The sequence below is a fragment of the Metabacillus herbersteinensis genome, assembly GCF_042433335.1.
Classification (GTDB): domain Bacteria; phylum Bacillota; class Bacilli; order Bacillales; family Bacillaceae; genus Metabacillus; species Metabacillus herbersteinensis.
The window spans coordinates 72,513-87,671 of sequence record NZ_JBHLVO010000019.1 but is presented as its reverse complement, the minus strand read 5'-3'; the positions used below and the strand labels follow the sequence as shown (position 1 = coordinate 87,671).

At 38.4% G+C, this 15,159-nt stretch carries 10 protein-coding genes and 1 pseudogene; 10 read left to right on the top strand and 1 reads right to left on the bottom strand.

Annotated features, from left to right (window positions below; translation table 11 throughout):
• Positions 1-537: 537 nt before the first annotated feature.
• The 10 genes and pseudogenes from secA (at position 538) to ACFFIX_RS18420 (ending at position 13,328) form a co-directional block, all read left to right on the top strand.
• On the top strand, positions 538-3,054 hold the full coding sequence (gene secA / locus ACFFIX_RS18465) for a preprotein translocase subunit SecA (RefSeq protein WP_378936601.1): 2,517 nt from the start codon (positions 538-540) through the stop codon (positions 3,052-3,054).
• An 83-nt stretch (positions 3,055-3,137) separates the two neighbouring features.
• Positions 3,138-4,239, top strand: a protein-coding gene (gene prfB, locus ACFFIX_RS18460; protein ID WP_378936599.1) for a peptide chain release factor 2 whose coding sequence is annotated in 2 segments (ribosomal slippage) — positions 3,138-3,209 and positions 3,211-4,239 — 1,101 coding nt in all. Because the reading frame shifts where the segments join, the coding sequence is not laid out codon by codon here.
• A 692-nt stretch (positions 4,240-4,931) separates the two neighbouring features.
• Positions 4,932-5,797, top strand: a pseudogene (locus ACFFIX_RS18455) (YitT family protein).
• A gap of 54 nt (positions 5,798-5,851) precedes the next feature.
• The gene (cccB, locus tag ACFFIX_RS18450) at positions 5,852-6,184 is read left to right on the top strand and encodes a cytochrome c551 (protein ID WP_378936597.1); all 333 of its coding nucleotides are present in this window, start codon (positions 5,852-5,854) and stop codon (positions 6,182-6,184) included.
• A gap of 587 nt (positions 6,185-6,771) precedes the next feature.
• Positions 6,772-7,458, top strand: coding sequence for a cell division ATP-binding protein FtsE (gene ftsE / locus ACFFIX_RS18445; protein ID WP_378936595.1), 687 nt, complete (start codon positions 6,772-6,774; stop codon positions 7,456-7,458).
• The gene (gene ftsX, locus ACFFIX_RS18440; protein WP_378936609.1) at positions 7,451-8,344 is read left to right on the top strand and encodes a permease-like cell division protein FtsX; all 894 of its coding nucleotides are present in this window, start codon (positions 7,451-7,453) and stop codon (positions 8,342-8,344) included. Before ftsE ends, ftsX begins: the two co-directional genes overlap by 8 nt.
• 63 nt (positions 8,345-8,407) lie before the next feature.
• A complete protein-coding gene (locus tag ACFFIX_RS18435) occupies positions 8,408-9,739 on the top strand; it encodes a murein hydrolase activator EnvC family protein (RefSeq protein ID WP_378936593.1) in 1,332 nt (443 codons plus the stop codon).
• A gap of 225 nt (positions 9,740-9,964) precedes the next feature.
• Positions 9,965-11,425 carry a S41 family peptidase gene (locus ACFFIX_RS18430; protein ID WP_378936591.1) on the top strand — a complete coding sequence of 487 codons (1,461 nt, stop codon included), beginning with the start codon at positions 9,965-9,967 and terminating at the stop codon, positions 11,423-11,425.
• A 271-nt stretch (positions 11,426-11,696) separates the two neighbouring features.
• A complete protein-coding gene (locus ACFFIX_RS18425; RefSeq protein WP_378936589.1) occupies positions 11,697-12,047 on the top strand; it encodes a swarming motility protein SwrAA in 351 nt (116 codons plus the stop codon).
• Between the two features lie 93 nt (positions 12,048-12,140).
• Positions 12,141-13,328 carry a PDZ domain-containing protein gene (locus ACFFIX_RS18420; RefSeq protein ID WP_378936587.1) on the top strand — a complete coding sequence of 396 codons (1,188 nt, stop codon included), beginning with the start codon at positions 12,141-12,143 and terminating at the stop codon, positions 13,326-13,328.
• A 388-nt stretch (positions 13,329-13,716) separates the two neighbouring features.
• On the opposite strand, the gene bglA is transcribed toward ACFFIX_RS18420, so the two are convergent.
• A complete protein-coding gene (gene bglA, locus ACFFIX_RS18415) occupies positions 13,717-15,156 on the bottom strand; it encodes a 6-phospho-beta-glucosidase BglA (RefSeq protein WP_378936585.1) in 1,440 nt (479 codons plus the stop codon).
• Positions 15,157-15,159: the final 3 nt, after the last annotated feature.

Sequence of the window (15,159 nt, the reverse complement as noted above, 5' to 3'; positions counted from 1 at the left end):
CTAAAAGTAATTTCATAAACTTTCGAACCGCCGTATACCGAACGGTACGTACGGTGGTGTGAGAGGTCGGCGCGGTAACGCGCCTCCTACTCGATTGATATCTGGCAATGTTTCATGAATCTATGTCAATGCCACTTGTTTGAGATGACGTTTAAGTGGTGCCTTTCCCTCAATACGTAAAACGCTGTGGGAGGGCACTTCCTTATATTATCAGAATCTAGTATAATTCAAAGACTCAGTAAGCGTTTCTGAATCCAGCTATAGCGCCTAGCCCCGACGCACAGGACGTGCTAGTGCAGTCAATGCGACAGGACGTCGCGCTTTTGACTGCCTCGAGGTCATAATGCGATTCTAAATTGAAGGCAAAGAACGCCTTCTATTTAGAATCGCATTATGCTATGCCTAAGGCTGAACAAGGCGCTTGCGCTTTTTTAACATGTTGTTCACAACCCTAAATAGTGTTAGAATTAGGGTTAGCTTGGTTTAATGAATACATAAAAATTATAAATTACACTCTAACACAGAGGAGCGTTCAATGTGCTTGGAATTTTGAACAAGGTGTTTGATTTTAATAAAAAGGCTTTAAATCGTTATGAGAAGATGGCGAATGCGATAGATGCTTTGAGCTCGGATATGGAGAAACTTTCAGATGAATCTCTTAAGGCAAAGACAGAAGAGTTCAAAGGTCGTTTTGAAAAGGGTGAATCTCTTGATAAGCTTCTAAATGAGGCGTTCGCAGTTGTTCGTGAAGCAGCAAAACGTGTGCTCGGTCTTTATCCATACAAAGTACAATTAATGGGTGGTATTGCTCTTCATGAAGGGAATATTTCCGAGATGAAGACAGGGGAAGGTAAAACCTTAACTTCCACGATGCCTGTTTATTTAAACGCACTTTCTGGTAAAGGTGTTCACATCGTCACTGTCAACGAATACTTAGCAAGCCGTGATGCACATGAAATGGGAAAACTATTTGATTTCCTTGGCTTAACAGTTGGACTTAATTTGAATTCTTTAGAAAAAGACGAAAAACGGGAAGCATATGCTGCAGACGTTACGTATACAACGAATAATGAACTTGGATTCGATTATCTACGTGACAACATGGTTCTTTACAAAGAGCAAATGGTGCAACGTCCGTTAAATTATGCAGTCATAGATGAAGTTGACTCCATTTTAGTCGATGAGGCTCGTACTCCATTGATTATTTCTGGACAAGCTGCGAAATCAACGAAGCTTTACATTATGGCAAACGGTTTCGTACGTGGTCTTAAATTAGAAGAAGATTACACAAATGATGTAAAAACAAAGGCAGTGCAATTAACAGAGGAAGGAATCACAAAGGCGGAGCGTGCATTTGGGATTGAAAACCTTTTTGATATTACACATGTCTCATTAAATCATCACATCAATCAAGCGTTAAAAGCGCAAGTCATCATGCAACGTGACTTTGATTATGTTGTCGAGGAAGAACAAGTTGTTATTGTTGATTCTTTTACAGGTCGTTTAATGAAAGGCCGTCGCTACAGTGATGGATTGCATCAAGCGATCGAAGCAAAAGAAGGCTTGGAAATTCAAAACGAAAGCATGACACTTGCGACAATAACGTTCCAAAACTACTTCCGTATGTATAAAAAATTATCTGGAATGACGGGTACTGCTAAAACTGAGGAAGAGGAATTCCGTAACATTTACAACATGAACGTTGTTGCGATTCCAACGAATCAACCAATTGCCCGTGAAGATCGTGCGGATCTCGTTTACCGCTCAGTTGAAGGGAAATTTAAAGCTGTAGCAGAAGATGTTGCACAGCGACATGCGCTCGGTCAACCAGTTTTAGTCGGGACAGTTGCGGTAGAAACATCTGAATTAATTTCTCAAATGTTAAAGAAAAAAGGTGTTCCCCACCACGTACTAAACGCGAAAAACCATGCGAGAGAAGCTGAAATTATTGAAGCAGCGGGTCAGCGCGGAGCTGTTACCATTGCAACAAATATGGCTGGTCGTGGTACGGATATAAAATTAGGTGAAGGTGTTATCGAACGAGGCGGTTTAGCAGTTGTTGGTACAGAGCGTCATGAATCACGTCGTATTGATAACCAGCTTCGTGGTCGTGCTGGACGTCAAGGAGATCCTGGTGCTACTCAATTCTATCTTTCAATGGAAGATGAGTTAATGCGTCGTTTCGGTTCTGATAATATGATGAACATGATGGACCGTTTGGGAATGGATGACACACAACCAATTCAAAGTAAAATTGTTTCAAGAGCAGTTGAATCTGCCCAAAAGCGTGTTGAAGGTAACAACTTTGACGCACGTAAACAATTACTACAATATGATGATGTATTGCGTCAACAACGTGAAGTGATCTATAAACAACGTTTTGAAGTCCTAGACTCTGAAAATCTACGTAAAATAGTTGAATCAATGCTTCGCAGCTCAATTGAACGTCTTGTTTCTGCACATACTCCAAAAGAAGAGCTACAAGAAGAGTGGAGCTTAGACGGGGTAGTTGACTATGTGAATGCTAACATTTTAAACGAAGGCGAATTAACATTAAACGATCTTCGTGGTAAAGAGTCAGACGAAATGGTTGAATTCATTTATGATCGCAGTATTGCAGATTACGACGCGAAGGAAGAAGACTTCGGAAATGAGCAAATGCGCGAATTTGAAAAAGTTATCTTACTTCGTGCGGTTGATTCAAAATGGATGGACCACATTGACGCAATGGATCAGCTTCGCCAAGGTATCCATTTACGTGCCTACGGACAAATTGATCCGTTACGCGAGTATCAAATGGAAGGCTTTGCAATGTTTGAAACAATGATCGAATCAATTGAAGAAGATGTTGCAAAATACATCATGAAAGCACAAATTCGCAACAATCTTGAACGCCAAGAAGTCGCACAAGGACAAACGGCTGTTCATCCAAAAGAAGGCGACGAAAAGCCAAAGAAAAAGCCTGTCCGTAAACAACTCGAAGTCGGACGCAACGATACATGTATTTGCGGCAGTGGGAAAAAATATAAAAACTGCTGCGGAGCTCAAGGTTAAATTACAAGCAATCGGCACTCGCCGGTTGCTATCTTTAATTAACACATCAACGGCACCACCAATACTCAACGAGGTGACTTTAAATGGAATTAGCAGAAATTAGACATGAACTTGAAAATACAGCGAAACGTTTAGCTGACTTTAGGGGGTCTCTTTGACCTCGATATAAAGGAAGCGAAAATTCAACAGCTTGATGGTCAAATGACACACCCTAACTTTTGGGATAGTCAACAATCAGCTCAAGCTGTTATTAATGAAGCAAACGCACTGAAAGAAATGGTTCACCAGTTTTATGAGTTGTTTGAATCCTATGAAAATCTTCAACTAACGTATGATTTAGTCAAAGAAGAAGCAGATGAAGATCTTCAAAAGGAACTTGAGAAAGAACTAACAGAGTTAACAGGAAAGTTGAATGAGTTTGAGCTTCAGCTTCTTTTAAGTGAGGAACATGATAAAAATAATGCCATTCTCGAGTTGCATCCTGGCGCTGGTGGAACTGAATCTCAGGACTGGGGTTCAATGCTTCTACGTATGTACACGCGCTGGGCGGAGCGAAAAGGATTTAAGGTTTCAACCCTTGATTATTTGCCAGGGGATGAAGCGGGAATTAAGAGCGTGACGCTTTTAATTAAAGGACATAATGCTTACGGCTATTTAAAAGCTGAAAAGGGTGTCCATCGTTTAGTACGAATTTCTCCTTTTGATTCATCAGGCCGTCGCCATACATCGTTTGTATCTTGTGAAATCATGCCTGAACTTAATGAAGAAATCGACATTGAAATTCGTACAGAAGATCTAAAAATTGATACCTACCGTGCAAGCGGAGCGGGCGGACAGCATATCAATACAACCGATTCAGCTGTAAGGATCACACATGTACCTACAAACACTGTTGTTACCTGTCAATCTGAACGTTCACAAATTAAAAACCGTGAAAGCGCAATGAAAATGCTTAAAGCAAAGCTCTATCAAAAACGGATTGAAGAACAAGAAGCAGCACTCGCGGAGATCCGTGGCGAGCAAAAAGATATCGGCTGGGGAAGCCAAATCCGTTCGTATGTTTTCCACCCATACTCAATGGTAAAAGATCACAGAACCAATACCGAGATCGGAAACGTACACGCTGTTATGGACGGAGAACTAGATCCATTTATAAACGCTTTCTTACGTTCAAAATTATCATAAAAAAGTCGAACGGTTGCCATGTGGCAATCGTTTTTTTTAATACTAACAGAATTTATATCATTTTAACCGAAAAATCTTACCAGAGAGAAGGCGCACAATTAGACTGATAAAAAGGCCCTGGACTGATAAATGATCCCTTTTGACTGATAAAGTTGGAAAGTAGACTGATAAAATGTATATTTTGACTGATAAATCACCAGACTTGACTGATAAAACAACACCTTAGACTTAGTATGTGTTTTGCAAGCCAGCGCCAATCCCAGAGGCACAATACGTCATAGTGCATCATGGTGATTGACCTCGCGTTCCCTGCCTGCCTCGAAGTCATAAGGCAGGAACGCCTTCTACCCTAGAATCGTTTTTATGCTATGCCTGAGTCTGAACAAGACGGCCCTCGCTTTTTTAAGCACTCTTCTAAAAGATTGTTGCTATGTTCAAGTTCTTACTAGATCGTTTAATTCTGCATTCGATGAGTTCAAGTCCTACACCTGACAGTTGACATAAAGCAGTACTTTTGCACCTTCATATGAAGAACACCTATCGGCACCAACGATGGTTTGTATCCCCTAAAATTGCAAATACTACCCCTATCTTCATTCCTTTACCACGTTATCCCACTATCATTTACACCAAAACAACCGAATGCTATACTCACAAAGGCAAAACTGAAAGCATGTGGAGGTCTTTAGTAAATGAACCAAAAAAGAAGCAACACTACATACAACCCAACGTTTGAAAAAGTAAAAGAAATTACTTACATCTTACTTGGCTCGGCAATTGTTGCGTTAGCATTTAATTTATTCTTACTACCGAATCGAGTCGCTTCAGGTGGAGTAAGTGGGATTAGTACAATTTTAGATGCTACAATAGGTTGGGAGCCAGCCTATGTGCAATGGGCGTTTAACATTCCCTGTTTATTTCAGGTGTGATTTTTCTAGGTCGTCAGTTCGGAGTTAAAACGCTTATCGGAACGATTTTTTTACCGTTTATTGTTTTTCTAAGTAAAGACATGAACCCTGTAACAACTGATCCTCTATTGGGAGCACTTTTCGGCGGTATTGGAGTTGGTCTGGGGTTAGGACTTGTTTTTAGAGGGAAAGCGTCAACTGGTGGAACGGATTTAGCTGCTCAAATTATTCATAAGTATACTGGTTTTTCTCTGGGGACTTGTGTTGCGATTATTGATGGCTTTATTGTCTTATCGGCAGCGATCATTTTTGATATTGAAAGAGGGTTATATGCGCTGATTGCCCTTTATGTCACTACGAAAACAATCGATATCGTTCAAATTGGCCTTGGTCGTTCAAAAATGGCGATGATTATTACCTGCAAAGAGGAAGAACTTCGCCATGCAATTCTCAATAAAATTGATCGAGGTGTAACAAAACTGTCAGCATTCGGCGGTTTCACAAACAATGAGAGACCTGTGCTAATGTGTGTTGTCGATCAAACGGAATTCACAAAATTGAAACAACTGGTAAGAAGCATTGATCCTTCTGCATTTGTAACAGTTATGGATGCTTCAGAGGTGCTCGGTGAAGGTTTCAAACGTTCTTAGATAGGTTATAATATCCTTGTACTTATATTCCTGAATTAAAGGGAGGTTTCTATGGTGAAATCTAAATTAGCAGCACTAGTTTTTGGAACATCACTTGTACTTGCAGCATGTGGTGGCGGCGGAGATGATGCGCAAGAAAATGCAGGCGAATCCACGGGTGGAACGGAATCAGCAGAAGCAGAGCAAATTGTACAGCAAAACTGTATAAGCTGTCATGGCCAAAACCTTGAAGGTGGTGCAGGTCCGGACTTAACTGCTGTTGGCGGAAAATACGATCAAGACAAAATCAAGAACATTATTATCAACGGTCAGGGGAGCATGCCTAAGGGCTTACTCGATGACGCTGACGCAGAAGTTGTCGCAGCATGGTTAGCTGAGAAAAAATAAGCGAAGATGAAAGGGCATTTTATATTGAATGTCCTTTTGTATTTTTAGAGTTAAGTGTAGGTTTTCGACACCCATCTTTTACGTACAGGACGTGCTAGTGCAGAGAACTGTCGAAAAAGATCGTACTTTGACGAAACGTCGATAAAATGAAAATATCGTATATAAAACTACCATTTTCGTAGATAAATCACCTCAGCAGTAAAAAACTACAACCCCACAAACCACTTCCAGAAAAATCTCAACTAAAAAACCTAGCACAAACCAAATCAATTCCTAAAAACTTTCCCTTGTAAACGCATTCATAACATTATAATATTAAAACATGGTATGACAAATGAACTAGAACTTTGTTGGATGCTGTAACTTTATACCAAATGACTACGAATATAACAGATAGTTTAAGGATTTTTCAACAATTTACGCCATTGAAATAAAAATGTAATATAATTAAGTCTCATTTTAGCGAAATTTGATGGTATAATAACCTGTGTAGTTTTGACAACAAGGCCGTGTCATGTATTCTTAATCGACAAAATTAGACAAATACTGATTTTTTTGATTAAAATAAACATCTTAGGTGGTTTTCTATGATTGAAATGTCTGAAGTGTACAAAACATACCCCAATGGTGTTTTAGCCATAAATGGGATTAATATAAAAATTAATCAAGGTGAATTTACTTATGTAGTTGGACCAAGTGGTGCAGGTAAATCAACATTTATTAAAATGATGTACCGTGAGGAAAAACCAACAAGCGGGGAAATTGTGATTAACGGGGTAGATTTATCTAAGCTAAAGGAGTCAAAAGTACCATTCTTAAGACGAAGCATCGGAGTTGTGTTCCAAGATTTTAAACTACTTCCTAAACTAACAGTCTTTGAAAATGTTGCCTTTGCTTTAGAAGTTATTGGAGAAAATCCTCGTTCAATAAAAAAGAGAGTACTAGATGTACTAGACCTCGTTCAACTTAAACATAAAGCAAGAGCCTTCCCAAATGAATTATCCGGCGGTGAACAACAGCGTGTCTCACTAGCTCGTTCAATTGTAAATAATCCGGGCGTCATGATTGCGGATGAACCAACAGGTAACCTTGACCCAGATACATCTTGGGAAATTATGCACCTGTTTGAAGAAATTAACAACCGTGGCACAACGATTGTGATGGCCACTCATAATAAAGAAATAGTCAATACGTTAAAGAAACGTGTCATTGCAATTGAGGATGGAAAGATCGTACGTGACGAACCAAGAGGGGAGTATGGGATTTATGTTTAATACTCTTGGTCGTCATATTAGAGAGAGCCTTAAAAGCTTAGCTAGAAATGCTTGGATGACATTTGCATCAGTTAGTGCCGTAACTGTGACGCTAATTCTCGTCGGAACGTTTTTAGTTATCATGATGAACTTAAATAACTTTGCTGCAAACTTAGAAGATGATGTCGAAATTCGTGTACATGTCGATGTAACTGCTGATCAAGCAGGACAGAATACACTTAGACAGGAAATAGAAAAGATTCCCGAGGTAGATAGTATTGCTTTCTCCCCAAAGGAAAAAGAGCTTGAAAGCTTAATAGGAAGTCTTGGCGAAGAAGAAGGACAAGCATTCCAACTTTTTGAACAAAATAATCCTTTAAATGATGTTTTCGTTGTTAAAACGGATGATCCACGTGATACATCCATGGTAGCGAAGCAAATTGAAAAGATAGATGATGCCGCAAAAGTACGATATGGACAAGAAGATGTTGAAAAATTATTTAATGTTGTTCAAATCTCACGAAATATTGGACTTGCGTTGATTATCGGGTTAATTTTTACTGCGATGTTCTTAATCTCTAATACAATTAAAATTACAATCTTTGCTCGTAGAAGAGAAATTGAGATTATGAAATTAGTAGGTGCAACAAACGGTTTTATTCGCTGGCCATTCTTTATTGAAGGGTTACTCTTAGGTGTTCTAGGAGCAATTATTCCGATTGGTATTGTGATCTTTACGTATCGCTATGTGTATGCATGGGCATTGCCACAAATACAAGGATCATTTGTTGAATTGCTACCACTAAATCCATTTGTCTTTCAAGTATCAACGATATTGTTATTAATTGGTGCGTTAATTGGTGTATGGGGAAGTTTGATGTCAGTTCGTAAATTCTTAAAGGTGTAAACTAGCAATCATTTTGATTGCTAGTTTACTAGCCTTAAAACCTAACAAAAGGGAGGAAACAAGGTGAACAAGAAAATTGTTATACTTGGCTTGGCTGCAATTCTTGGGACAAGCAGTTTATACATACCTTATAGTAGTGATAATCTTGCATTTGCAAATGAACTAGAGGAAAGAAAACAAGAAATTGAAAGTAAGCAGTCTGATGTGAATTCGAATATTGAAGGTAAACAAGGTGAGATCTCGGAGCTAGAGGCGGAGAAAAAGCAACTAGATGATGATATCCAACGCTTAGATATGCAAATTTCAGAAACGAATGGAAAAATTCGTGATGAAGAAGCAAATGTAGAAGCAACAAAAATAGAAATTGAAAAATTAAAGAAGCAAATTGAAGAAGTTGAAGCTAGAATTCAAGAGCGAAATGAGTTGTTAGAAGACCGAGCGCGTTCATTGCAAGAAAGCGGCGGAGTCGTTAGTTATTTAGATGTGCTACTAGGTGCTCAAAGTTTCAGTGATTTTGTTAGCCGTGTAAGTGCCGTAACAACAATTGTTGAGGCAGACCGTGAAATTATCAAAGCACATGAGAACGATATGAAGGCGTTAGAGCAAGCAGAGGCAGATCTAAATAGTGAGCTTCAAAAGTTAGAAACAGCATTAACGGAATTAGAAAACTTGAAAAGTCAATTAAACAAGCAAGCTACTGAAAAAGCAAAGCTTGTCAAACAAGTTCAGCAAAAGCAAGATGACGCTATGCATGAATTACATGAAATGGAAAATGAATCTGCATTCTTAGCTGAACAAGCTAGAGCAATTGAGCTAGAAGAAGAAAGAGCCCGTAAAGCTGCAGAAGAAGAGAAAAAGCGTCAAGCTGCAGAAGCGGCAGCCGCCGCAGCAACTGCTAAATCAAATAGTGCATCATCATCGGCTAGCCAAACCTCTTCATCAGGAGGCGGTTCATCTTCAAGTAGTAGCAGCAGTTCTGCACCAGCTCCTGCTGTAACAAGTGGTAACTTCATGTGGCCTGCAAAGGGAACATTTACATCTCCATATGGATCTCGTTGGGGAAAACTTCATGCTGGTATTGACGTTGCTAACCGTGCAGCCAATGTACCTGTCGTAGCTTCTGCTAGTGGAACAGTTATTCGTTCACACTACTCAAGTAGTTATGGAAACGTTGTGTATATCTCACATAGAATTGATGGAAAAGTGTTTACTACACTATATGCTCACTTGGATGCTCGTCACGTAAGTGCGGGACAATCAGTAAGCAAAGGTCAACAGATCGGGATCATGGGTAACACAGGTCGTTCAACAGGAAAACACTTGCATTTCGAAATCCATAACGGAGCTTGGAATGGACAAGCAAATGCTGTTAATCCACTTAATTATTTACCTTAAATATACCCAAATGAAAAACTTCTAAAACTTTTGTTTTAGAGGTTTTTCTTCGTTTTAAGTAGAATATTAAAATAATCTACCACTCATCAAGTCCTTACAATTATTTCACCATTTTTTCTTATCTACATGATTTGTACGAGCTTTACATATACTATACAAAGACTACCATTTAAGGAAGTATCAATATAATCAAACGTTTGTTTACATTTATTAAGGAGGTAGAACATGAACCAAAGAATGACTGCACTCATGATGGCACTCTCGATGACGCTTGGAGCACTTGGTATGTTTTTTGGCTTAGAGCTCACTGATGAAAAGGAGCCGCAGAAACAGCAAGCTGAAGCAGTACCTGCCATGGCTGAATTGTTTACCAAAGGAGAGTCAACAGAAGATGTACCAGGGTTTGATAAATTTAAGCAAGCGTATGAATTAATTTCCTCAAGATATGTCGAAGAAGTGGATCAAGAAGAACTACTTGAAGGAGCCATTCAAGGGATGCTCACGACATTAGATGATCCATACTCTGTTTACATGAACAAGGAAACGGCAAAGCAGTTTTCAGACGCTCTGGACTCTTCCTTTGAAGGGATAGGAGCGGAAGTAGGGATGACTGAAGGCAAGGTCACGATTATCTCTCCTTTTAAGAACTCACCAGCAGAAAAAGCAGGCTTGCGTCCTAATGATCAAATTGTTGCCATTGATGGAGAATCAATTGAAGGACTAGACTTGCATCAGGCTGTATTAAAAATTCGTGGTGAAAAGGGCTCCAAAGTGGTTATTGAGGTTGTTCGTGCGAATGCTAGAGAAAAAATTTCATTTGAAGTGATTCGGGATGAAATTCCAATTGAAACGGTATTTAGCTCGATAAAAGAACATAAAGGAAAAAAAGTTGGCTACATTGAAATTACGTCTTTTTCAGAAAAGACAGCAGAAGATTTTAGTAAGCAGTTAGCTGACTTAGAAGAGAAAAAGATTGAAGGCCTAGTGCTCGACGTACGTGGAAATCCTGGTGGGTATCTGCAAAGTGTCGAAGAAATATTAAAGCAATTTGTAACAAAGGACATTCCTTACATACAGATTGAAGAACGTGATGGTAAGAAGAAGCGTTATTTTTCAACATTAAAAGATACAAAGGAATATCCAGTTACAGTTCTAATAGATAAGGGAAGTGCTTCTGCTTCTGAAATCTTAGCTGGCGCTCTTAAAGAAGCGAATGACTATGATATTGTTGGCGAAACCTCATTTGGAAAAGGTACAGTTCAACAGGCCGTTCCAATGGGTGATGGAAGCAACATTAAACTAACACTCTACAAATGGTTAACCCCTGAAGGAAATTGGATTCATAAAAAAGGTGTAAAACCGACGATCGAAGCCAAGCAACCAGCTTTCCTTCAAGCAGGCCCATTACAACTAGAAAAAAGCCTAGTAGCCGATATGAACAATGAACAAGTCAAAACTGCTCAACTGATCCTAAAAGGATTAGGGCTCACACCAGGAAGAGAAGATGGGTACTACAATCAAACAACAGTAGAAGCTGTCAAAACGTTTCAACAGAAGAACTCCCTAAAGGCAACAGGAGAAATTGATCCAAAAACAGCTGATAAACTGAACGAAAAAGTCACCGAATTTAAAGATCAGTCAGAAAATGATTTACAGTTAAAGAAAGCAATGGAGGAATTGTTTTAAGCAAAAGAGGGTATCCAAACATGGACACCCTCTTTTCTTACGTATAAAAACTTTTCCAAAACCAAGTCGTAAAATTCAAACTATTAACGAACTCTATAAGAAAAGGGTTATTTGCAGAAATAGAGAAAATGTAACTATAGGTAGTTGATAAAATTCAACTAAACTTATACGATGGAAGAGTTCATTCGAAAATCGAACTATTAAAATTTTAATGATCGGCTATAAATGCCTTTCTTTTCACAAATGCCATTATAGAGAGAAGAGGGATTCAATGAAAAGGGCAAGTTTTATGAGAGAACAACTTTTTCAGAGTTTATCTGAGGAGTTACGGGGAAAATTACATGATTCTTCACAATCACATGTGAAAGCGAGCAAGTGGATTCAGCTTTTTTGTATGTACTTAGCAAATTATACCTCTGTGAAAAAAATTGAAGAAATTGACGAAGACTGCATACTGAACTATTTTGATTATTTGACTACAAATTTTAAAAGGTTGTCTCTCACCTTAACTGATATTAAGAGATCGATGCAGTTGCTAGAAGATGCCTTAGACATAAAGATTGACCAATCGTTGCTAGATTTTTCCGTTTCAAACACAACACTATGGAACAAGTTAAAATAGAGAACGCACGTATGAAGTTTTTCGTATTCATGTGTTGCTGAAAATGATAGAATAAGATCAACTACTAGATTCGTATAAAAAGGTGGTGGTCTTGTGCTGGAAAATTGGATGCTTGAGCTTTTAGGGGCAATCGGTCGTTTTTTTATTCATCCGCTTTTATTCTTTTTTATCCTAGTATCCCTTGCATTTGGTTACTTCCGTTTAAAAAGAGAGAGAAAAAGCTTTCATACACGTGTTCAGGATATCTTTGAAGAGCTTCGTTTTACATATACAAAAGGCATTCTTGCCGGACTCGCAATTTCCTTGGTAACAGTAGTTCTTGGTCTTAGTGTTCCCTTTGGAGTGCTCGTAATTCTAGCAATTGTGACTGCTTTATTAAGCCTCACCTTTCAACTCCGCTGGTTGTCGGCAGCCTTTACGCTTGGAGTTACACTTTTTGCATCTGTCATTTTATCAAAATTAGGAAACGAAAGTGTTGCGAATTTTTTCATCGATATCGAAAAAGTGAACTTTGCAGGAATTGCCATCTTGTTAGGTTTGCTCGTGATTGCTGAGGGGATTCTCACATTTAAATCGGCGCATATTCGTACCTCGCCTTTTCTTATTAAAAGTACGAGGGGATTGCCGATCGGAACGCATCTCGCCAATCGAACGTGGATGCTGCCACTCTTTTTATTTGTACCTGGTGGATCGCTCGTGTCAGACTGGACATGGTGGCCGGTGCTAACGGTAAATGATCAATCGTTCATGCTTATTTGTGTTCCTTTTTTCCTAGGCTTTCATCAAAGAGTTCAAGGTTCACTTCCGTTAGAAAGTATTAAGGTTACGGCAACCCGTGTGATTTGGTTAGGCGTAGTAACAACTATTGTTGCAGTTGCTAGCATTTGGTTCACACCACTCGTTTTTGTGGCTGTGTTATCAGCAATGTTAGGTCGAGAGTTTCTAACAATCAAACAACGTATGAACGATGATTCGGCAGCATTCTACTTTTCGAAACGAGATAAAGGACTAATGGTACTTGGAATCCTTCCGAACTCACCAGCAGAAAAACTTAATTTGCAGGTTGGTGAAATGATTATGAAAGTGAACGGGTTCACAGTTAAAACGGTCTCGGAATTTTATCAAGGACTTCAAAAAAATCGAGCCTTCTGTAAATTAGAAGTGATTGATCTCAACGGAGAAATACGATTTGAACAAAGAGCACTTTATGAAGGCGAGCATCATGAACTGGGTATTTTATTTGTTCAGGATGAGAAGAAGTGGGAAACGGAAGCTGTTTGATTGTAAATTTTCATAATTCTCCGGAATAAAAGTTCATTTGAAAATGGAAAAAAGTTCTTTACTGAAACAGGCTATTGTTCTTCAACAAACGGTCCAGACTGTTGAGAATCAGCAGGAACTTTGGAAGAGGAAGCCTAATTTGAAATACCATTTACTATAAGACCTCTATGTAACAACAAGAAAAGAGATACGAATTCGAATGTGAATTGTATCTCTTTTTTGCCTGTTCATTTAATTGAATTTTGATTGCATATAATACTATCTTTATAAATATAGTTTCCTTTTTACACAAAAAACCCGAATAAGGCACTTTTTTATAAGTGTCCATTATTCGGGTTAAAGTTCATCACTAAGTTAGTAGGATGAAGTGGTGAACTTTGTTTATATATTATACTTCTTCACCATTCGATTGAATGACATTTTTATACCATTCAAATGAATCTTTCTTAGATCTCTTCATTGATCCGTTTCCTTCATTATCACGGTCAACATAAATCATACCATAACGTTTTTTCATTTCACCTGTTGTAAATGACACGATATCTATGATTCCCCATGGCGTATAACCAATTAAATCAACACCATCGTAAGATACTGCTTTTTCTAATGCTTCAACATGTGATTTTAAATAGTCGATTCTTTGTGTGTCATGGATTGAGCCATCCTCTTCTATAGTATCCACAGCACCAAATCCATTTTCTACGATAAATAATGGGATTTGGTATCTATCATAAAATCGATTTAATGTATATCTCAATCCTGTTGGATCAATCGCCCAACCCCAGTCACTAGATTTGATGTATGGATTTTCTACACCATTAGGTAATCCACCATTAACGATATCTCCAATATTATCATTTACTACATCACTTTTAACGGTTGTAGACATATAATAACTAAAGCCTAAATAATCAACCGTACCATTTCTTAAGATTTCCTCATCACCGTCTTCGAATTTGATATGATATCCTTCTCTTTCAAACTCTTTTAAAGCATAGCTTGGATAATAGCCGCGAACCTGTACATCAGGGAAGAAGTATCGTTGCCTCATTGTTTCTTCAGCTAACATTACATCTTCTGGATTTGATGAATAAGGATAAATAGGTACATGTGAAACCATTGCCCCAATTTGGAACTCGGGGTTAATTTCTTTTCCTTTTGTTACAGCTAATGCACTTGCAAGTAATTCATGATGTCCCGCTTGATACATGACTTCTGTCGCGTTTTCGCCTTCTTCTACAACAACACCCGAGTTTGTCCATAAGAATAGGGGATTATTAACATCCATTTTGTTATTGATTTCGTTAAACGTCATCCAGTATTTCACTTTATCTTTATATCGATTGAAACAAACTTCAGCGAATACTGCGAAAAAGTCTACTACTTTTCTACTTCTAAATCCACCATATTCTTTTGCTAGATGTAACGGCATTTCAAAGTGAGATAATGTAATGACAGGTTCAATTCCATGCTTTAGTAATTCATCAAATACATTATCATAGAATTGTAATCCTTCTTCGTTAGGTTCAGCTTCATCACCTTTTGGAAAAATTCTGCTCCATCCAATAGATGTCCTTAAACATTTTAATCCCATTTCAGCAAATAAAGCGATATCTTCTTTATAGTTATTATAGAAATCAATTGCTTCATGGTTCGGATAAAACTTATCGTCTTCGATTGTTTCGGTTATTTCTCTTGGTACGCCATGTGCTCCTGCTGTCATGACATCAACAACACTTGGTCCTTTTCCACCTTGATTCCAACCACCTTCGAATTGGTGAGCAGCTAAAGCGCCACCCCATAGAAAATCTTTTGGTATTTTTTTCATTTT

Bases quoted from the DNA above. Each gene is read 5' to 3' on its own strand.
- ftsX (WP_378936609.1), top strand. From the start codon at position 7,451: ATGTTTAATACTCTTGGTCGTCATATTAGAGAGAGCCTTAAAAGCTTA.
- bglA (WP_378936585.1), bottom strand. From the start codon at position 15,156: ATGAAAAAAATACCAAAAGATTTTCTATGGGGTGGCGCTTTAGCTGCT.
- ACFFIX_RS18430 (WP_378936591.1), top strand. From the start codon at position 9,965: ATGAACCAAAGAATGACTGCACTCATGATGGCACTCTCGATGACGCTT.
- ftsE (WP_378936595.1), top strand. From the start codon at position 6,772: ATGATTGAAATGTCTGAAGTGTACAAAACATACCCCAATGGTGTTTTA.
- ACFFIX_RS18425 (WP_378936589.1), top strand. From the start codon at position 11,697: ATGAAAAGGGCAAGTTTTATGAGAGAACAACTTTTTCAGAGTTTATCT.